General features: G+C 34.4%; 21 protein-coding genes and 1 pseudogene. 16 read left to right on the top strand and 6 right to left on the bottom strand.

Annotation, left to right across the window (positions count from 1 at the left end; translation table 11 throughout):
- The first annotated feature begins 21 nt into the window (after positions 1-21).
- The 5 genes from EGX96_RS10955 (at position 22) to EGX96_RS10935 (ending at position 5434) form a co-directional block, all read left to right on the top strand.
- Positions 22-1176 carry an ABC transporter ATP-binding protein gene (locus EGX96_RS10955; protein ID WP_000184098.1) on the top strand — a complete coding sequence of 385 codons (1155 nt, stop codon included), beginning with the start codon at positions 22-24 and terminating at the stop codon, positions 1174-1176.
- Positions 1160-1954: an ABC transporter permease gene (locus tag EGX96_RS10950; protein ID WP_000753812.1), complete on the top strand. Its 795-nt coding sequence runs from the start codon at positions 1160-1162 to the stop codon at positions 1952-1954. Before EGX96_RS10955 ends, EGX96_RS10950 begins: the two co-directional genes overlap by 17 nt.
- Positions 1951-2727: an ABC transporter permease gene (locus tag EGX96_RS10945; protein WP_000712712.1), complete on the top strand. Its 777-nt coding sequence runs from the start codon at positions 1951-1953 to the stop codon at positions 2725-2727. The genes EGX96_RS10950 and EGX96_RS10945 overlap by 4 nt, the downstream gene beginning before the upstream one ends.
- Positions 2720-3793, top strand: coding sequence for an ABC transporter substrate-binding protein (locus tag EGX96_RS10940; RefSeq protein WP_001255365.1), 1074 nt, complete (start codon positions 2720-2722; stop codon positions 3791-3793). The genes EGX96_RS10945 and EGX96_RS10940 overlap by 8 nt, the downstream gene beginning before the upstream one ends.
- 108 nt (positions 3794-3901) lie before the next feature.
- Positions 3902-5434: a ClC family H(+)/Cl(-) exchange transporter gene (locus tag EGX96_RS10935; RefSeq protein WP_000427431.1), complete on the top strand. Its 1533-nt coding sequence runs from the start codon at positions 3902-3904 to the stop codon at positions 5432-5434.
- A gap of 56 nt (positions 5435-5490) precedes the next feature.
- Here EGX96_RS10935 and EGX96_RS10930 read toward each other — a convergent pair whose 3' ends face one another.
- Positions 5491-6420: a helix-turn-helix transcriptional regulator gene (locus EGX96_RS10930; protein WP_001086430.1), complete on the bottom strand. Its 930-nt coding sequence runs from the start codon at positions 6418-6420 to the stop codon at positions 5491-5493.
- 261 nt (positions 6421-6681) lie between these two features.
- On the opposite strand from EGX96_RS10930, the pseudogene EGX96_RS11350 reads away from it, so the two are divergent.
- The 6 genes and pseudogenes from EGX96_RS11350 to radC all read left to right on the top strand — a co-directional run.
- Positions 6682-6862: pseudogene (locus EGX96_RS11350) on the top strand (hypothetical protein); the annotation flags it as partial.
- Positions 6863-7044: 182 nt separating this feature from the next.
- Positions 7045-7866 (top strand): Cof-type HAD-IIB family hydrolase, encoded by an 822-nt coding sequence (locus EGX96_RS10920; RefSeq protein WP_000598505.1) that lies wholly within the window; start codon positions 7045-7047, stop codon positions 7864-7866.
- Positions 7867-7966: 100 nt separating this feature from the next.
- Positions 7967-8581, top strand: coding sequence for an SGNH/GDSL hydrolase family protein (locus EGX96_RS10915; protein WP_000895131.1), 615 nt, complete (start codon positions 7967-7969; stop codon positions 8579-8581).
- A 159-nt stretch (positions 8582-8740) separates the two neighbouring features.
- Positions 8741-10180, top strand: coding sequence for a 6-phospho-beta-glucosidase (locus tag EGX96_RS10910; protein ID WP_000989485.1), 1440 nt, complete (start codon positions 8741-8743; stop codon positions 10178-10180).
- 90 nt (positions 10181-10270) lie between these two features.
- Positions 10271-11404, top strand: a complete 1134-nt coding sequence (locus tag EGX96_RS10905) for an AI-2E family transporter (protein ID WP_000667241.1) — start codon at positions 10271-10273, stop codon at positions 11402-11404.
- Between the two features lie 95 nt (positions 11405-11499).
- Positions 11500-12180 carry a RadC family protein gene (gene radC, locus EGX96_RS10900; RefSeq protein ID WP_000274752.1) on the top strand — a complete coding sequence of 227 codons (681 nt, stop codon included), beginning with the start codon at positions 11500-11502 and terminating at the stop codon, positions 12178-12180.
- 12 nt (positions 12181-12192) lie between these two features.
- Here radC and EGX96_RS10895 read toward each other — a convergent pair whose 3' ends face one another.
- From EGX96_RS10895 to EGX96_RS10875, 5 genes are all read right to left on the bottom strand, one after another.
- Positions 12193-12831: a redox-sensing transcriptional repressor Rex gene (locus tag EGX96_RS10895; RefSeq protein WP_000605176.1), complete on the bottom strand. Its 639-nt coding sequence runs from the start codon at positions 12829-12831 to the stop codon at positions 12193-12195.
- 154 nt (positions 12832-12985) lie between these two features.
- On the bottom strand, positions 12986-13333 hold the full coding sequence (locus EGX96_RS10890) for a DUF1831 domain-containing protein (RefSeq protein ID WP_000863502.1): 348 nt from the start codon (positions 13331-13333) through the stop codon (positions 12986-12988).
- 1 nt (position 13334) lies between these two features.
- Positions 13335-14450, bottom strand: coding sequence for a cysteine desulfurase family protein (locus EGX96_RS10885; RefSeq protein WP_000639603.1), 1116 nt, complete (start codon positions 14448-14450; stop codon positions 13335-13337).
- 3 nt (positions 14451-14453) lie between these two features.
- A complete protein-coding gene (locus EGX96_RS10880; RefSeq protein ID WP_000840698.1) occupies positions 14454-15428 on the bottom strand; it encodes a ribose-phosphate diphosphokinase in 975 nt (324 codons plus the stop codon).
- Between the two features lie 176 nt (positions 15429-15604).
- Positions 15605-16177, bottom strand: a complete 573-nt coding sequence (locus tag EGX96_RS10875; protein WP_000149079.1) for a CYTH domain-containing protein — start codon at positions 16175-16177, stop codon at positions 15605-15607.
- A gap of 109 nt (positions 16178-16286) precedes the next feature.
- Between EGX96_RS10875 and EGX96_RS10870 the strand changes: the two genes are divergently transcribed.
- The 5 genes from EGX96_RS10870 to EGX96_RS10850 all read left to right on the top strand — a co-directional run bounded on the left by EGX96_RS10870 (position 16287) and on the right by EGX96_RS10850 (position 20491).
- Positions 16287-16958: a GTP pyrophosphokinase gene (locus EGX96_RS10870; RefSeq protein WP_000061341.1), complete on the top strand. Its 672-nt coding sequence runs from the start codon at positions 16287-16289 to the stop codon at positions 16956-16958.
- Positions 16933-17769 carry an NAD kinase gene (locus EGX96_RS10865; protein ID WP_000192906.1) on the top strand — a complete coding sequence of 279 codons (837 nt, stop codon included), beginning with the start codon at positions 16933-16935 and terminating at the stop codon, positions 17767-17769. The genes EGX96_RS10870 and EGX96_RS10865 overlap by 26 nt, the downstream gene beginning before the upstream one ends.
- Positions 17766-18650, top strand: coding sequence for an RluA family pseudouridine synthase (locus tag EGX96_RS10860; protein WP_000667471.1), 885 nt, complete (start codon positions 17766-17768; stop codon positions 18648-18650). Before EGX96_RS10865 ends, EGX96_RS10860 begins: the two co-directional genes overlap by 4 nt.
- A gap of 25 nt (positions 18651-18675) precedes the next feature.
- Positions 18676-19668, top strand: a complete 993-nt coding sequence (pta, locus tag EGX96_RS10855; protein ID WP_001257100.1) for a phosphate acetyltransferase — start codon at positions 18676-18678, stop codon at positions 19666-19668.
- A gap of 61 nt (positions 19669-19729) precedes the next feature.
- Positions 19730-20491: an SDR family oxidoreductase gene (locus EGX96_RS10850; RefSeq protein ID WP_000625601.1), complete on the top strand. Its 762-nt coding sequence runs from the start codon at positions 19730-19732 to the stop codon at positions 20489-20491.
- Positions 20492-20521: the final 30 nt, after the last annotated feature.

Here is a 20521-nt window from a genome sequence, read left to right as displayed (position 1 = left end):
AAAATGGAGGATTTATGAGAATTGACTAACCCAATCATTGCATTTAAAAATGTATCAAAGGTATTCGAAGACAGCAACACGGTTGTCTTAAAAGATATTAATTTTGAACTTGAAGAAGGTAAATTTTACACCTTATTAGGGGCCTCAGGAAGTGGTAAATCAACTATCTTAAATATTATTGCAGGTTTGCTAGAGGCGAGTACAGGCGATATTTACTTAGATGGGAAACGCATCAATGATGTTCCCACTAATAAACGGGATGTTCATACCGTTTTCCAAAACTATGCTTTGTTTCCACATATGACGGTTTTTGAAAACGTTGCTTTTCCATTAAAGTTGAAAAAAATGGATAAGAAAGAAATTCAAAAACGTGTTCAAGAAACTCTAAAAATGGTTCGTTTAGAAGGGTTTGAAAAGCGAGCTATTCAAAAATTATCAGGAGGACAACGCCAGCGTGTTGCGATAGCGCGTGCTATCATCAATCAACCTAAAGTAGTCTTACTAGATGAACCCTTATCAGCATTGGATTTGAAATTGCGTACAGAGATGCAATATGAATTGCGCGAACTGCAACAACGTTTAGGAATTACCTTTGTTTTTGTCACACATGATCAAGAAGAAGCGTTGGCAATGAGTGATTGGATTTTCGTCATGAATGAAGGTGAAATTGTTCAATCAGGAACACCAGTAGATATCTACGATGAACCTATCAATCATTTTGTAGCAACTTTTATAGGTGAATCAAATATCTTATCTGGCAAGATGATTGAGGATTATTTGGTTGAATTTAACGGTAAGCGCTTTGAGGCTGTTGATGGCGGTATGCGCCCTAATGAATCAGTCCAAGTAGTTATTCGTCCAGAAGATCTTCAAATTACCCTACCCGATGAAGGAAAACTTCAAGTTAAAGTGGACACACAACTTTTTCGAGGTGTCCACTATGAAATTATTGCTTATGATGATTTAGGTAATGAATGGATGATTCATTCAACTCGTAAAGCTATTGAGGGTGAAGTTATTGGGTTAGATTTCACTCCAGAAGATATACATATTATGCGTCTTAATGAAACAGAAGAAGAATTTGATGCGCGCATTGAAGAATATGTAGACACTGACGATCATGAAGATGGTTTAATCAATGCTATCGAGGAGGAGAGAAATGAAGAAAACCTCTAGTCTATTTTCAATTCCTTATATGGCTTGGTTATTCTTATTTGTATTAGCACCTGTTGCTTTGATTGCTTGGAACTCGTTCTTTGATATTAATGGGCACTTTACTTTAGCTAATTACCAGACGTTTTTTAGCTCAGGAACCTATCTTAAAATGAGCTTTAACTCGGTCCTATATGCAGGCATCGTTAGTTTCATAACGCTTTTGATTAGCTATCCAGCTGCTTATTTGCTTACAAAATTAAAACACAAGCAATTATGGCTAATGCTAGTTATTTTGCCAACATGGATTAATCTTTTGTTAAAAGCCTATGCTTTTATGGGGATATTTGGTCAACAAGGGGGAATTAACGCCTTCTTAACCTTTATAGGTATCGGCCCAAAACAGATTCTATTTACAGATTTTTCATTTCTTTTTGTAGCAGCTTACATTGAATTACCGTTTATGTTATTACCCATTTTTAATGCCTTGGATGATATTGATCAAAATCTCATTTATGCAAGTGATGACTTGGGTGCAAATGCATGGCAAACTTTTCAGAAGGTTATATTTCCTCTATCTCTGAATGGTGTAAGAGCAGGTGTACAATCTGTCTTTATTCCTAGTTTAAGTCTCTTTATGCTTACGCGTCTTATTGGTGGTAATCGAGTTATTACTTTAGGGACAGCCATAGAACAACATTTTTTAATCACACAAAATAAAGGTATGGGCTCAACCATAGGGGTTATTTTAATTTTAGTGATGGTTGCTATTATGTGGTTAACAAAGGAGAGGAAAGCATGAAAAAATTCGCAAATATCTATTTAGCACTTGTTTTTATTATCCTTTATATTCCTATTATTTATTTGATTTTTTATTCTTTCAATAAAGGTGGGGATATGAATTCTTTTACTGGATTCACCTTTAGTCACTATGGAGAACTGTTTCAGGATAGCCGCTTAATGCTAATTTTAGTGCAAACATTCTTTTTGGCTTTTCTTAGCGCCTTATTAGCTACAATTATTGGTACCTTTGGAGCTATTTGGATTTATCAGGTAAGACGTAGACATCAAACCTCTATTTTATCGCTTAATAATATCCTTTTAGTAGCACCAGATGTTATGATTGGTGCAAGTTTTCTCTTAGTATTTACTGTTATTGGTTTACAGTTAGGTTTCACTTCTGTATTATTGAGCCATGTTGCATTCTCTATTCCTATTGTTGTTTTAATGGTCTTACCTCGTTTAAAAGAAATGAATGATGATATGATTAATGCTTCCTATGATTTAGGAGCTTCAACTTGGCAAATGCTTAAAGAAGTTATGTTACCCTATTTGTCGTCGGGTATTATTTCAGGTTTCTTTATGGCTTTCACTTACTCGCTAGATGATTTTGCGGTTACTTTCTTTGTTACAGGTAATGGCTTTTCAACGCTTTCAGTAGAAATCTATTCACGCGCACGTCGCGGTATATCATTGGAAATTAATGCCTTGTCAACTATTGTCTTTTTATTTAGTATTTTATTGGTAATTGGTTATTACTATATTTCGAAAGAGAAGGGAGAAAAGAATGCGTAGAGTTTATTCCTTTTTAGGCGGTATTATTCTTGTTATCCTGATCCTCTTTGGTTTAACCACTTACTTAGAAAAGAAGAGTAGTTCAACACCTAACTCAGATAAGTTAGTTATTTATAACTGGGGAGACTATATTGATCCAGCCTTATTAAAAAAATTTACAAAAGAAACTGGAATTGAAGTACAATACGAAACGTTTGACTCTAATGAGGCTATGCACACCAAAATTAAGCAGGGTGGGACGACATATGATATTGCTGTACCTAGTGATTATATGATTGACAAAATGATAAAAGAAAACCTTCTGGTTAAACTTGATCATTCAAAGATAGCTAATTGGGATGCTATTGGAGCTAGGTTTAAAAATTTGAGTTTCGATCCTAAAAATAAATATTCGATTCCTTATTTTTGGGGAACTGTTGGGATTGTTTATAATGATCAATTAGTTAAAACTCCTCCTAAACATTGGGATGATTTATGGCGTCCAGAGTTTCGAAATAAAATCATGCTAGTTGATAGTGCACGTGAGGTTATTGGAGTTGGTTTAAATTCCTTGGGATATGGATTGAATACAAAGAACATATCAGAATTAAAAGCCGCTTCTAAAAAGTTAGATGCTCTAACACCAAACGTTAAGGCTATTGTTGCTGATGAGATGAAAGGCTATATGATTCAGGGAGATGCAGCGATTGGTGTTACATTCTCTGGAGAAGCACGAGAAATGCTTGATGGGAACAAGCATTTGCATTACGTTGTTCCTAGTGAAGGATCGAACCTTTGGTTTGATAATATTGTAATCCCCAAAACAGTAAAGCATCGCAAAGAAGCTTATGCCTTTATTAATTTCATGATGGAACCTAAAAATGCGGCACAAAATGCAGAATATATTGGTTATGCGACCCCTAATCTCAAAGCAAAAGCGCTGTTACCAGCAGATATCAAAAATGATAAAGCATTTTATCCTCCTGATAAAACAATTGATCATTTAGAAGTTTATAATAACTTGGGTCAAAAATGGCTTGGTATTTATAATGATTTGTACTTACAATTTAAAATGTATCGTAAGTAATCTATTAACTAAAAGTACTTCTCTGATGAGAGGTATTTTTAGTTACCAAGAGTTCCTAGAAAGTTTGTGATATTTTTGTTAAAATAATTGTAAGAAAAGGAGGAAAATATGGAAAATCATAAAAATGAATTTCAGTTTTCACTTGAATCAATTCTGGGATTTGTTTGGAGAGGAATAGTAGTAGGCTTAATATCAGGATTTGTTGTCAGCATATTTCGATTAGCGATTGAAAAAATTTTTTTAGTTGTTATGGAACTTTATAAAAGTGCCCATTATCAACCAATTATTTTATTGAGCATTACGGTTACTAGTATTATCGCTGCAGTGATAATAGGTTTTTTTATCAAATCTGATCCTGATATTAAAGGTTCAGGTATCCCGCATGTTGAAGGTGAACTTAAAGGAATGCTATCGCCAGACTGGTTTAGTATTGTATGGAAGAAATTCATTGCGGGTATTTTAGCTATTTCTTCGGGACTTATGCTTGGTCGCGAAGGTCCCAGTATTCAGTTAGGAGCTATGACAGGTAAGGGAATTGCACAGTATCTCAATGCTAGTCGAATGGAAAAACGTGTTTTAATTGCTAGTGGTGCAGCAGCAGGTCTTTCAGCAGCCTTCAATGCTCCTATTGCAGGCCTTTTATTTGTAGTTGAAGAAATTTACCATCATTTTTCTCGCTTAGTTTGGATAACAGCTTTGGTAGCAAGTTTAGTGGCAAACTTTGTCTCACTTAATATCTTTGGTTTAACCCCAGTTTTAGCTTTACCATCAGAATTACCATCTTTAAATCTCAACTTTTATTGGATTTTTTTACTCATGGGTCTCTTTTTGGGTATCTTAGGCTTTATCTATGAGTGGGTAATTTTGAGATTTCATGTGATCTATGATTATTTAGGTAAACTATTTCATCTACCATCTCACCTATATGGTATATTAGCGGTAATTTTTATTCTTCCTATTGGTTACTATTTCCCACAATTATTGGGGGGTGGAAATGGCTTAATTGTATCACTGCCTAGGAGTAATCTTAGTCTGATGATGTTAGGATTATTTTTCCTCATTCGTTTTTTATGGAGTATGTTGAGTTACAGTAGTGGCTTGCCAGGAGGAATTTTTTTACCAATTCTAGCTTTAGGATCTTTAGCAGGTGCTTTTTTTGCAGTAGGTATGCAGTACTTTGGTATAATATCTCATCAGCAGATATCTTTATTTGTTGTTTTAGGAATGGCGGGCTATTTTGGTGCAATCTCAAAAGCACCACTAACAGCTATGATTTTGGTTACAGAAATGGTTGGCGATTTAAAACAATTAATGGCTATTGGAATTGTAACAATGGTATCTTATATTGTCATGGATTTATTAAAGGGAGAACCTATTTATGAAGCGATGTTGGCTAAAATGACCTTCAATCCAAAAGATAAAGTAATGACACCTACATTGATTGAATTAACTGTTTCAGATAAAATATCAGGAAAGTATGTCCGAGATTTAGAATTACCAGAAAATGTGCTAATAACGACTCAAATTCATCATAAGACATCGGCTGTAGTATCAGGAAATACTATCTTGAATGCTGGTGACACCATTTTTTTAGTTGTGAATGAATCGGAAATTAAAGAAGTACGTGAGCAGCTGATGTAAACTAATTAACGCTTAAATAATAAAAAATAGAAACTAGTCATGGATTTAACTAGTTTCTATTTTTTTGTATTTATATTTCTATAGACAAGCGTACTACCGTCTTTTTTGTTGGTAAATTGTTTGCGGTACTGGCGAGGAGTTGTATGATAATAGCGTTTAAATTGGCGATTAAAATTTGATAGATTATTAAAACCAACGCTGTTGGCAATATCAATAATGGCCGTAGTGGAGTTAATAAGATGCTCACTAGCTTTATTAAGACGAACTTGTATGATAAATTCTGTACAGGATGTTCCAGTATGCTGTTTAAATACGGTCATAAAATGTGTCTTACTATACCCCATATAATCAGCTAAAAATTCAATGGTAAGATTTTGCTGGTAATTATTATTAATATAATCAATCAGATCACGAATTCTCTCGTTTTTTCTGTAGGTATCATCAGTATGTTTTTTAATGACATATTGATGATAATAGAGTAAATACAAGAGTTCGTTTAATTTAGCTTTTAGGAGTAGCTCAAAATGTCGATTTTCTTCTTTTGAAATATTAAAAATATCAAACAAACAATTTTTGATATCATTATATCCTGTCATACTAGGTTTGATACATTGAATAAACTTAAAAGAGCTAGTCTGCAACGGTTGTAAATAACGAAGGCTAACTTGGTCTACAATAGAATATCCTATTAAATCTAAGTGAAATTTAATGCTATCTGTGATATGCTCTTTATTTTCAATCGGATGAATAGAATGCATACCATTTGGACGGATCAAGATAATATCACCAGATTGGCTATTAAAAAAATCATAATCGATGTGATAACGTGCGGTCCCCTCGTGGACATATGAAATTTCAAGTTCCGGATGCCAGTGAAATAAAATGTCAGGGTAACCATTTCTAACCTCAGTATGCATGTGTTCATAGGGTAATAAATGCCGGTTATCTTCTAAATTATGTGATAGTAAATTATCAAGTGAGTTCATCATTTTTCTTTCTAAAATCGTAGGATAGTATTATTATAACAGAAAACTATCAAAAAATGGGTTTCGTAGGATAGTATTATTTTTTGAAAGGATAGTGTAAGTTTTGTATAGGAACATGACATATAATATAAGTCATAGAGAAAACGCTTTAAAATTTTTGCTTAGAGTGTTTCTAATAACTTCAAAATCCTTACAGGGTCGTTTAATCTCCTTATCTCATGTAAGGATTTTTTGTTGTATTAATATGACCAAATTTATTAATATACTCAATTATTTATTTTTTCAAAACAGAATAACTATGTGAAAAAAAATAATGTTAGGTCTCTCAAAAACACGTATAGCAATTTCGAATCTCAAATATTTTATTATGACTATTGTAATAGTTACGAATCTATTATTCAACTCAACAATAAGAAAACTCTTCAGTAAATCATTATGTTAAACAAGCTCTGATAGTATGGAGATAAGTATAGGTAAAAGTCGATTTAATCTCTGAAACAAAATTTAACTTAATTAATAGAACCGTTGACGTATCAGGTATCAAATCTTTTTGGTTTATATGTGATATAATGAAAGAACATATTGAGATATTTGGCACCCTCTTGAAAGGCAAAGGTTACTTGTATGATTAAAGTAATAGCAACAGATATGGATGGAACTTTTCTACGCTCAGATAAAACTTATGATAAAGCACGGTTTTCTTCTTTATTAACGTTGATGGAGAAGTATGATATTAAATTTGTAGCTGCTAGTGGTAATTTATACGATCAATTGTTGTTAAACTTTTTGGAATACCCTAATCGTATCGCCTACGTCGCTGAAAATGGTGGTCGTGTCATTGACCAAGATGGCACATTACTAAAAGAAACTTATTTATCTAATGATACAGTTGCAGCTGTTTTATCCTATTTATATCAGAACTATCCTGAGACACTCATCAGCTTATCTGGTGAAAAACGTTCATACCTTGAGCGAAGAACTCCTATTAATAGGCGGACTGAATTAGAATACTATATGCCTAATTTTATCTATAAAGACCATTTGCTGCCCTTAGATGATGACCGATATTTTCAAATGACACTTTGGGTAAATGAAAATCTTGTTTCTGAGATGTTGTTAGATATTAGTGAACACTTTAAAAATCATCATATCAGATTGACCTCTAGTGGTTTTGGTTGTATCGATGTCTTACCAGCTGATGTCAATAAAGCGGACGGTATCGCTATTCTCCTTGAAAAGTGGGGATTGAAACAGGATCAAGTGATGGTTTTTGGTGATGGGGGCAATGATGTGGAAATGTTGAGAGCAGCAAATATTTCTTACGCTATGTCAAATGCGCCAGAAGAAATTAAAGCTATTGCTAAATATCAAACAGTTAGTAACGATCAAGATGGTGTGTTAGAAACGATAGAGAACTTTCTTCACAAGATGAGTGATAATGAATAGAACCACGTAGCTTTTCACGAAGCATACTATTCAATTCTCAGGTGAAATTTTGTTATAATACAAGAAAGCCTAGAGAAATATTTAAGAATGAAGGAGAACGATGTTAGAAGTTATTGACAAAGCTTTAAGAGATTATCAAATGAAACGAGAACAGTTTTTTGAGATTAACAATCAGACAGTACAAGAAGGTGCCATTGTTTTCACAGGAGATTCTATCGTTGAGTTTTTTCCTTTAAAAAAACATTTAGGACGTGACTATCCTTTAGTTAATAGAGGAGTAGCAGGATCAGATACTTATTGGCTTTTAGAAAACTTGAGAACCCAAGTATGGGAACTATTACCATCCAAAGTATTTATTTTAATTGGAACAAATGATATTGGTTTAGGGCATTCACAGTCAGAAATCATAGCTAATATCACGGATATAATTGCAGAAATTCGTGCGGAATCTTATATGACAGAGATTAATATACTGAGTGTTTTACCTGTTAGTGAAGAAGATGACTATATAGAGCGTGTCAAGGTAAGAAATAATCAAGCAATAAAAGCTTTAAACAAAACCTTATCAGTAATTTCTGGCATTAATTATATTGAATTGTATGATTTATTAGTTGACGAAAAAGGTCAGCTTGCTAGCAGTTTTACAAAAGATGGTTTGCACCTAACAGATCAAGCCTATGCTAAAATTTCTGAAACGATAAAACCCCACCTTTAAAAGTGTTTAGATACTATTTTTAAGTATTTAAATACACAGAATTAGTGAAAAGACCTTCTAAGTAGAAAGTTCATGTCACGGATAGTACCAGTATTTGGCGAATCAATGTCAGTAACTGGTCTTTTTTAATATTATGATAAGAAAAAACAAGAGGGGTAAATGATGGTAAAACAAGTATTTCCAAAAGGTTTTTTATGGGGCGGGGCAACTGCTGCCAATCAATGTGAAGGAGCTTACAATGTTGATGGACGTGGCCTAGCAAATGTAGATGTTGTTCCTACTGGAGAAGATCGATTTGCAATTATTTCAGGACAAAAGAAAATGTTTGATTTTGAGGAAGGATACTTTTATCCAGCAAAAGAATCAATAGATTTTTATCATCATTATAAAGAAGACCTTGCATTACTTGCAGAAATGGGTTTCAAAACCTATCGTATGTCAATAGCATGGACGCGTATTTTTCCAAAGGGTGATGAGCTATATCCAAATGAAGCTGGTCTTCGGTTTTATGAAAATATTTTTAAAGAGTGTCGTAAGTATGGTATTGAACCTTTGGTAACCATCACACATTTTGACTGTCCTATCTACCTTATTAAACATTACGGTGGGTGGCGGAGCCGTAAAATGATTGGTTTTTATGAGCGCCTTGTACGAGCTTTATTTACTCGTTTTAAGGGGTTAGTTAAATATTGGTTGACCTTTAACGAAATCAATATGATTTTACACGCTCCTTTTATGGGCGCTGGCTTATATTTTGAAGATGGTGAAAATCAAGAGCAAATTAAATATCAAGCAGCTCACCATGAGTTAGTGGCTTCGGCTATTGCAGTAAAAATTGCTCATGAAGTTGATCCAAATAATCAAATCGGATGTATGTTAGCTGCAGGTCAATACTATCCAAATACGTGTCATCCACAAGATTATTGGGCTTCGATGCAAAAAAATAGAGAAAATTATTTTTTTATTGATGTGCAAACGCGTGGCAAATACCCTAATTATGCTAAAAAATATTTTGAGCATTTAGGTATTTCAATTCAAATGACAGCAGAAGATCTTGCTTTGTTAAGAGACTATACGGTTGATTTTATTTCATTTTCTTACTATTCAAGCCGAGTAGCTTCAGGTAATCCAACTGTCAGTGAACAGGTTCAAGAAAATATTTTCGCATCTCTTAAGAATCCTTACTTGAAATCTTCTGAATGGGGATGGCAAATTGATCCGCTTGGATTACGCATTACCTTAAATGCTATCTGGGATCGTTATCAAAAACCGATGTTTATTGTTGAAAATGGACTTGGAGCAGTAGATATTCCTGATGAGAATGGTTACGTAGAAGATGATTATCGTATTGATTACCTCCGTCAGCACATTGCTGCAATGAGAGATGCTATATATGTAGATGGTGTTAATCTAATTGGCTATACTACATGGGGATGTATTGATTTAGTATCTGCAGGAACTGGTGAAATGGAAAAACGCTATGGTTTCATTTATGTTGATCGCAATAATAAAGGAGAGGGAACACTCAAGCGTTACAAGAAAAAATCGTTTTATTGGTACAAGAAGGTTATTGCAAGTAATGGCAGTCAAATAGAATAAAGAGCAGACTAATAACTGTTAACTCTCTTTTTCTCATTCATAAAATAGTGTATAATAATTGAAAGAAATTAAGATTAATAAGGAGATTTCATGAAATTTGAAAAACGGCAGGTCTATTATGTTGTCATAACATTTGCTATTTGCTATGCTATACAGGCTTATTGGGGAGCTGTTTCTAATATTTTAACTACGCTTCATAAGGCAATATTTCCTTTTTTGATGGGAGCTGGAATTGCCTATATTATTAATATTGTAATGTCAGTCTATGAGCGATTATATATAAAGCTTTTTAAAGGATCTAGACTATTAATGGCAATCAAGCGTAGTGTTTCTATGATTTTATCCTATGCAACTTTTATTGGTTTAATTGTCTGGCTATTTTCAATTGTCATTCCAGATTTGATTTCTAGTTTGAGTTCTTTATTGGTTATTGATACCGGAGCACTTGCTAAATTGGTTAATAATCTCAATGAAAATAAACAAATTTCTGAGGCTTTAAATTATATGGGAACAGATAAAGACTTAGTTTCTACTTTAAGTGGTTATAGCCAGCAGATTTTGAAGCAAGTTTTATCTGTTTTAACAAATTTACTAACCTCAGTTTCCTCTATTGCGGCAACACTTCTGAATGTTTTTGTTAGTTTTATTTTTTCAATTTACGTTTTGGCAAACAAGGAGCAGTTGGGACGTCAATTTAATTTGTTAATTGATACCTATTTAGGTTCAACAGGCAAAACATTCCATTACGTTCGTCATATCCTTCATCAACGTTTCCATGGTTTTTTTGTAAGCCAAACTTTAGAAGCTATGATTTTAGGAAGTTTGACGGTTATTGGTATGTTGATTTTCCAATTTCCTTATGCTTTAACAGTTGGGGTTTTAGTTGCTTTTACAGCTCTAATACCGGTTGTGGGAGCCTACATTGGTGTTACAATCGGTTTCATCTTAATTGCTACTGAATCGCTTACTGAAGCATTCTTGTTTGTTCTTTTCTTGATCCTTTTACAACAATTTGAGGGAAATGTCATTTATCCGAAAGTTGTCGGTGGATCGATTGGACTGCCTTCTATGTGGGTTTTAACGGCTATTACTATCGGAGGTGCTTTATGGGGGATCTTAGGCATGTTACTTGCTGTTCCTGTTGCAGCTACTATCTATCAGATTGTAAAAGATCATATTATCAAGCGACAAACGCTTAGAAATCGTGCACGAACCTATCGTTAAATAAAAAATACTTAGATTTTTCATCTAAGTATTTTTTATTGATTTAAAACATGAGTTTTTGATTGGTTTACGAATATTATGACTGGAGGTGTTTTATGTACCATATTGAATTAAAAAAGGAAGCTTTACTACCAAGAGAACGCCTAGTTGATTTAGGCGCAGATAGATTGAGTAATCAGGAGTTATTAGCCATTCTCTTACGTACAGGTATTAAAGAAAAACCTGTTCTTGAAATTTCAACGCAAATTTTAGAAAACATAAGCAGTTTAGCAGATTTTGGTCAATTATCCTTACAGGAGTTGCAATCCATTAAAGGAATCGGTCAGGTTAAATCCGTCGAAATAAAAGCTATGCTAGAACTAGCAAAACGGATTCACAAAGCTGAATATGATCGTAAAGAGCAAATTTTAAGTAGTGAACAATTAGCGAGGAAAATGATGCTCGAATTAGGGGATAAAAAACAAGAACATTTAGTAGCTATTTATATGGATACACAAAATCGTATTATCGAACAGAGAACTATTTTTATTGGTACTGTACGTCGTTCAGTAGCAGAGCCAAGAGAAATTCTACATTATGCTTGTAAAAACATGGCAACTTCTTTGATTATTATACATAATCATCCCTCAGGTTCTCCAAATCCCAGTGAAAGTGATTTAAGTTTCACTAAAAAAATAAAACGATCATGTGATCATCTGGGAATTGTCTGCCTAGATCACATCATCGTTGGAAAAAATAAATATTATAGTTTTCGAGAAGAAGCAGATATTTTATAAATAATGAACTATTTATCGCTGCTGGTTCATGAAATAAAGTAAAGTTTGTAATTCGCTTGTTAAATCTACATACTGAACAATGATATCTTTTGGTAATGTTAAATGAACTGGAGAAAAACTCAAGATGCCTTTTATACCTGCTTTGACTAAGATGTCAGCAACTTCTTGGGCTTCTGTACTAGGTACTGTTAGGATAGCAGTTTCAATATCACTATCTATTAAATGGTCATTGATAGTCGAAATACCGTAGACAGGAATGCCATCCTCGGTTGTTTTACCAACTAAATCATTGCTATCTAAATCAAAAGCCATTGAAATTTGCATTTTATTGCGATCGTGGAAACGATAATGCAAGAGAGCTCTACCGATATTTCCACACCCCACCAGCATAACATTTGTTGTAGAATGATCGTTCAATATTTCTGCAAAGAAGTTCATAAGTTTTTTGACATCATAACCAAAACCACGGCGTCCTAGTTCACCAAAATAAGAAAAATCACGTCGAACAGTAGCAGAATCGATACCTAGGGCATCTGCAATTTGTTTGGAACTAGCTTTTTCGATGCCATCAGTATTAAAACGTTTAAAAATACGGTAGTACAGTGATAAACGTTTAGCAGTTGCTTTAGGAATAGACTTATCCATAATCACAAAATTATCTCCTTGTTAAAAATTTTATTATTCGATTTAGAATCAGTTATATAACTTAATTCTTCACATCTCTATTGTACAAAAAGATTGTGAAAGTGACAACAAAATGGTTCGCAAAAAGACCACTAAAATGTTAAAAATAGTGGTCGGTAAATTATTTTGCAGTTTTCGTAAAGATATTACGCTCAACGAGGCTGTCCATTAAGAAATAAAATTTGTCTTGAAGAATTTTATGATCGGTAGATTTAAAGATATTTACTATTCTAAGGCCAGATTTATCAGTAATTAAGAGCTTAAAACCAGAAAGTTCTTTATTGATTGTAATCTTTAGAGGAAAGCCATCGCCAGAATTAGGTACTGTTTCTAGGAGACGCTCTAATTCATAATTACCTAAGCGATTTTGAGTGAATGTAGTATCGCGTAAGGTATATTTTTTAATGTTCGGGCTGATAGTGTAAATGTAATTGCAGTCTGGAAGATTTATTTCTTTTTCAAATGCCATATTAATCTCCTATAATTTTTCTTAAGGTTTTAGCTAATTCAAGAATTTCTTCTTGGGTATTTAGTTCTGAAAAACTAATACGTATTGATTCATTTAGACGTGGTGAGTTGGCTCCATACAAGCTTGTTAAGACATGACTAGGTTCGACTGTTCCTGCAGTACATGCAGAACCTGTTGAAACTGCGAATCCAGCTAAATCTAACTGTGTCAATAACAAGCCATTATTCTGTCTAGGAAAACCTATATTAAGTACATGAGGTAAGCAGTCTTGACCGTTATTAAGATAGAAGTCAAGGTCTGAAATAGCATCTAAAAAGGTCGTTCTCAGCTGACTAATGTGAGTCCAATTTTTAAGGGTGTTAGTCGTAGCATCAGTAAGAGCTTGAGACATTCCAGCAATACCAATTATATTTTCAGTTGAAGCACGCCTTTTTTCCTCTTGGTCTCCACCATGAAGTAGACTATCAAAGTGATGGGGAGCACAGTAAAGTATCCCAACACCTTTTGGACCGTGAAATTTATGGGCAGAAGCAGCTAAAAAGTCAATTCCTAAAGAATGAGGATCAAGTTCCATTTTGCTAAAGACTTGAACGGCATCAACGTGAAAAACAGCTTGGTGGTTCCTGAGAAGCTGACCAATCTCTTGAATTGGTAAAAAGTCCCCGGTTTCATTATTAGCAAACATGAGAGATACCATAATAGTATCATCTCGTAAAGCTTCTTGAACGTCTTTTGCAGTAATTTGTCCATGGTTTGGTTTTAAGTAAGTAATATCAAAACCAAATCGCTCTGATAAGTAAGTCATAGTATGTAGGACTGAATGATGTTCAATTTCAGAGGTAATAATATGTTTACCTTTTAGCTGATTTGCAAGAGCATACCCTTTGATAGCTGTATTGTTGCTCTCAGTTCCCCCAGAAGTGAAAATAATTTCACGTGAATTAACATTTAGATATTCAGCAATAATTTGTCGACATTCACGTAAAAGTTGATTTGCTTGACGCCCAAAGGTATGTATACTAGATGGATTACCATAGTTACTTGTCATGACATTGGTCATTTTCTCAATAACAGATGGGGTTAGAGCGGTAGTAGCAGCATTGTCTAAATAAATCATCAATTAATCCTTCTTATCTGAACGATATGAAAATAATGGACTTAAAGGTTTTCTTTCATGGATACGGATAATAGCGTCTGCAATGAGATGGCTAGCGGTCAGATATTTAATATTGCTAGGAATACGCTCTTTAGATAAAACAGAGTCTGTTACGATAATTTCTCTAATTGGTGCAGACTCTAAAATATCAGCTGCGCCGCCAGCAAAAAGCCCATGACTAGCAACAGCATAAATCTCAGTTGCTCCACCACGTTCTAAAATTTTTGCAGCTTCGGCAAAGGTTTTTCCTGTATTTAAAATATCATCAATAATAATAGCTTTCTTACCTTCTACCTCACCAATAATATAGCCTTCTTCACGTTCAGAATCATCTTGTGCATAATCAATGATAGCAATTGGAGAGTCAAGGTATTCTGCCAAACTACGAGCACGCTTGATTCCAGAATTTTTAGGACTAACAACGACGACATCTTCACCAGAGAGACCGAGTTGATTATAGTGTTCAGCAAATAGTGGGACAGTAAAAAGATTGTCAACTGGGATATCGAAGAACCCTTGTACTTGCACTGCATGTAAGTCGAGGGTAAGAACTCGATCAACTCCAGCTTTAACTAACATATTAGCGACCAATTTTGCAGTAATAGGTTCACGAGATGCAGCGATGCGGTCCTGACGAGAGTATCCAAAATAAGGGACTACGATGTTAACAGTATTAGCACTTGCACGTTTGCAAGCGTCAATCATAATGAGTAATTCCCAGAGATTATCATTGACTGGGAAGCTTGTAGATTGGATGATATAGATATCGTCACCGCGCACCGTTTCCTCAATATTAATCATAATTTCGCCATCAGAGAATTGACGTGATGACATCTTACCCAAAGGAATTCCTGAAGCTTGGGAAATTTTTTCAGCAATTTCTCTATTAGCGGTTAATGAGAAAAGTTTGATTTGTTTATCGGCGTATTGTTCTGCCATGAGATAGATGACTCCTTTAGATTGATACTAATAGTTTACCAAAAAAATAGAAAAAATTCACGATAAGAAACATGAAAATGCTTGCAATAACAATGTTGAGGAGAGATAGTATGAGATTTTAAGTTCTTGCTTAAATGAGAATTATAAAAGAGATTGGAAAATCCAATCTCTCAACGTTAGTTATTTTTTAAAGTAGCAGAGAATCTAGCCACCTTACTTTTGGCGTATTTAAAATTAATATTATTTTCTTTTAAAAACTGGTCGAAATCTCTTTTCCCTTGTTTAGGTTGTTTGACTTCTAACTCAAGTTCATAATCTTTAATATCAGCATATATATTGCTGTCTAGAGCCATTAAGCCGATTGAAGTTTCCATCTCTCGTCTTGTTGTTGTAAGTTGTCCAAAGACAGCTAATTTGGTTGGATCAACTCCCTTTTCAAGGATTAAAGAAGCAATCTCAGTATCTTCAGGGAACTGGCCATTTTTAACGATATATTTAGCTTCTTCTAAAGTAAGGTCATGATTGTGCTCTAAATTTCCTACTTCTCTAGGGATTTTTAGTGTTAGTTCGGCACGGTTAGGTAACGTTCTAATGCGAAGTGACATTCGGTGTGCTTTCATTTCAAATGTTTCTGTGTCAAAATAGTAATTGGTTTGAGTAATAGGTTGAACATGAGAAAATAAGCTTGTTAGACGATTAAATTCGTCTTTATTCAATAGAGTTTTGTATTCAATTTCTAGGTGTGTCATCTTATCACTTCCTTTTCCTAAATATGGTATAATATTAATTGTTGTGTTAATTTTATAGAAAAAAAGTTTATTTTACAAGAGAGTACATTAAATATTTTGGAGGATTAGAATGTCAATGGATTGGGAAACATTTCTAGACCCTTATATTCAAACGGTTGGTGAATTAAAAATAAAGCTTCGTGGTATTCGTAAACAATTTAGAAAGCAAAATCGTCACTCTCCAATAGAATTTGTTACTGGACGCGTAAAGTCGGTTGAAAGTATTCAAGAAAAGATGGTTTTACGTGGTATTTCAGAAGAAAATATTGCTCAGGACTTGCAAGATATTGCAGGTCTTCGTATCATGGTACAATTTGTAGATGACGTTGATGAAGTCCTTGCCTTATTGAGAAAACGTCATGACATGACAGTGGTTCAGGAGCGAGACTATATTACCCATATGAAATCTAGTGGATATCGTTCATATCATGTCGTTGTAGAGTATCCTGTAGACACAATAGATGGACAAAAGAAAGTTTTAGCAGAAATACAAATTAGAACTCTGGCTATGAATTTTTGGGCAACCATCGAACATTCATTAAATTACAAGTATCAGGGGGACTTCCCTGAAGAAATTAAACAAAGACTGGAGAAAACAGCAAAAATCGCTTTAGAATTGGATGAAGAAATGCGTAAGATTCGCGAAGATATTCGTGAAGCACAGCTTTTATTTGATCCTTTAAATCGAAAATTGAGCGATGGTGTAGGAAATAGTGATGACACAGATGAATTTTACAGATAGAGCAACACGTGTTGCTATAATTGCTAACGGAAAATATCAAAGCAAGCGTGTAGCCTCAAAGCTCTTTGCTGCTTTTAAACATGATCCTGATTTTTATTTATCAAAAAAGGATCCTGATATTGTCATTTCTATTGGTGGAGATGGTATGCTTTTGTCAGCCTTCCATATGTACGAAAAACAACTGGATAAAGTAAGGTTTGTCGGTGTTCATACAGGACATTTAGGGTTTTATACAGACTATCGAGATTTTGAAGTTGACACATTAATTAATAATTTGAAAAATGATGAAGGTGAACAAATCTCCTATCCCATTTTGAAAGTAACTATTACCCTTGAAGATGGTCGAGTTATTCGTGCGCGTGCTTTAAATGAGTCTACTATTAAGCGTATTGAAAAAACAATGGTAGCGGATGTTGTTATTAATCAAGTGGTATTTGAAAGGTTTAGGGGAGATGGCATTTTAGTTTCTACACCAACCGGTAGTACTGCTTACAATAAATCACTAGGGGGGGCAGTACTCCACCCAACGATAGAAGCCTTGCAACTAACAGAAATTTCTAGTCTTAATAATCGCGTCTATCGTACCTTGGGGTCATCGGTTATCATCCCCAAAAAAGATGCTATAGAGATAGTTCCTAAACGAGTTGGTGTCTATACAATTTCTATAGATAACAAAACGGTCCATTACAAAAATGTTACCAAAATAGAATATAGTATTGACGAAAAAAGTATTAACTTTGTTTCAACTCCAAGTCACACTAGCTTTTGGGAACGTGTTAACGATGCTTTTATCGGAGAACCTGAACATTGAAATTTGAATACATAGCAGAAGAAAGGTGCAAAGTTAAAACACTTTTGAAAAGTCATGATGTTTCAAGGGGGTTATTAGCAAAGATTAAGTACAGAGGTGGTAAGATTTTTGTCAATGGTGAAGAGCAGAACGCTATTTTCTTATTAGAGATTGGCGATGTTGTTACGATAGATATTCCTGACGAGCCTTCTCACGAAACTTTGGAACCAGTACCTCACGATTTAGATATTGTTTATGAGGATGATCATTTTTTGATTTTAAATAAACCTTTTGGTTTCGCTAGTATTCCTAGCTCTATTCATTCAAATACAATTGCTAATTTTATAAAACACTATTATGTGTCTAATAACTATGCCAATCAGCAGGTCCATATTGTGACCCGGTTGGATCGAGATACAAGTGGATTAATGTTATTCGCCAAGCATGGTTATGCCCATGCTCGTCTAGATAAACAACTTCAGGCTAAAGCAATTGAAAAAAGGTATTATGCATTAGTATCAGGGAGTGGTGATTTAGCAGATAGTGGTGATATTATAGCTCCTATTGCACGAGATGTTGATAGTATTATTACGAGGCGAGTCCATGAATCAGGCAAATATGCACATACTAGTTATCAAGTAGTTGCTCGTTATGGTGATGTTAGATTAGTGGATATCAAATTACATACAGGGCGTACTCATCAAATTAGAGTTCACTTTGCTCATATCGGCTTTCCTCTTTTGGGAGATGATTTGTACGGAGGACGTATGGATCTAGGAATAAACAGGCAAGCATTGCATTGTCATTCTTTGTCTTTTTACGACCCTTTTATGGGAAAAATAAATAAACAGACGCTAGACTTGACAGATGACTTTGACAGCGTTATCATGGAATTACATTAATTTAGAAATAGAAGGTTTTATATATATGCGTTCCTTATTTGGTGGTTTAAGAGAAAAAGTTGCAAGTGATTATGTTAAGATTGTTTTCCCTGAGGGAAGCGATGAACGTGTATTACGTGCAGCAGCTCGTTTGAAATTTGAAGGTCTTGTGGATCCTGTTATTTTAGGTAAGGCTGACGAAGTTCACGATTCTTTGGCAAGACTTGGTTTTGTTGATCAAGATTATAGCGTTATTGACCCTGAACAATACGAAAAATTTGAAGAGATGAAAGAAGCTTTTGTTGAGATTCGTAAAGGCAAAGCTACTATGGAAGATGCAGATCGTCTTTTGAAGGATGTTAACTATTTTGGGGTTATGTTAGTAAAACTTGGTTTGGCAGATGGTATGGTATCAGGGGCCATTCATTCAACAGCTGATACTGTACGTCCTGCTCTTCAAATTATTAAAACAAAACCAGGAATTTCACGCACTTCAGGTGTATTCTTGATGAACCGTGAAAGTACACAAGAACGTTATATTTTTGCTGACTGTGCTATTAACATTGATCCTAATGCACAAGAGCTAGCAGAAATTGCAGTAAATACTGCGGATACAGCCAAAATATTTGATATTAATCCCAAGATTGCTATGCTTAGTTTTTCAACAAAAGGAAGTGCAAAAGCGCCTCAAGCTGAAAAAGTTCAAGAAGCAGCTAAAATTGCCAAAGATTTATCTCCCGAATTAGCTGTTGATGGAGAATTACAATTTGATGCAGCTTTTGTTCCGGAAACTGCAGAAATTAAAGCTCCTAATAGTGATGTTGCTGGAAAAGCAAATGTTTTTATTTTCCCAGACCTTCAATCAGGAAATATTGGCTATAAAATTGCACAACGTTTGGGTATGTTTGAAGCAATCGGACCGATCTTACAAGGATTGAATGCTCCAGTAAATGATTTATCACGTGGATCAAGTGCTGAAGATATTTACAAACTTGCTATCATTACAGCTGCTCAAGCTATTGATGAGAAATCAAAATAAGTTATAAAACGAGAAGGATTTTTCCTAGCTCGTTTTTCTATATACTAGAGGAGGAGTATTTATGATATCACGTAAAGTTGCGCTTGTGACGGGGGCATCTGCTGGTTTTGGTGCAGCTATTGTTACTAAATTAGTTTCAGATGGTTATAGCGTTATTGGTTGTGCTCGTCGAATGGATAAATTAAAATGCCTTGGAGAAAAGTTTTCAGAGGGTTACTTTTATCCACTTCAAATGGATATTACAAGTAGAGAATCGGTTGACAAAGCTTTAGAAAGTCTGCCTAAAAATTTGCAATCAATTGATTTGTTGGTTAATAATGCAGGTTTAGCACTTGGATTGGATAAATCATATGAAGCTGATTTTGAAGATTGGATGACTATGATTAATACTAACGTTGTAGGATTAATTTACTTGACACGATGCATTTTACCGAAAATGGTAGAAGTTAATAGAGGGTTAATTATCAATTTGGGATCAACCGCAGGAACAATTCCTTATCCAGGAGCTAATGTCTATGGCGCATCAAAAGCTTTTGTAAAACAATTTTCTCTCAACTTGCGTGCCGATTTAGCTGGAACTAAAATCAGAGTTACTAACCTAGAACCCGGTTTATGTGAAGGGACAGAATTTTCAACTGTACGTTTCAAAGGAGATCATAAAAGAGTTGAAAAACTTTATGAAGGTGCGCATGCAATTCAAGCAGAGGATATTGCTAATACCGTGTCATGGGTTGCTAGCCAACCAGAACACATTAATATTAATCGCATAGAAATAATGCCAGTCAGTCAAACTTATGGACCTCAACCTGTTTATCGTTATTAAAATAGTAAAGACCAGGAAACGCTTTAATAA

Origin of the sequence: Streptococcus sp. FDAARGOS_520 (genome assembly GCF_003812685.1) — a bacterium.
GTDB classification, from domain to species: domain Bacteria; phylum Bacillota; class Bacilli; order Lactobacillales; family Streptococcaceae; genus Streptococcus; species Streptococcus agalactiae.
The sequence above is the reverse complement of the archived record's forward strand: the minus strand, read 5'-3'. Positions and strand labels throughout refer to the sequence as shown.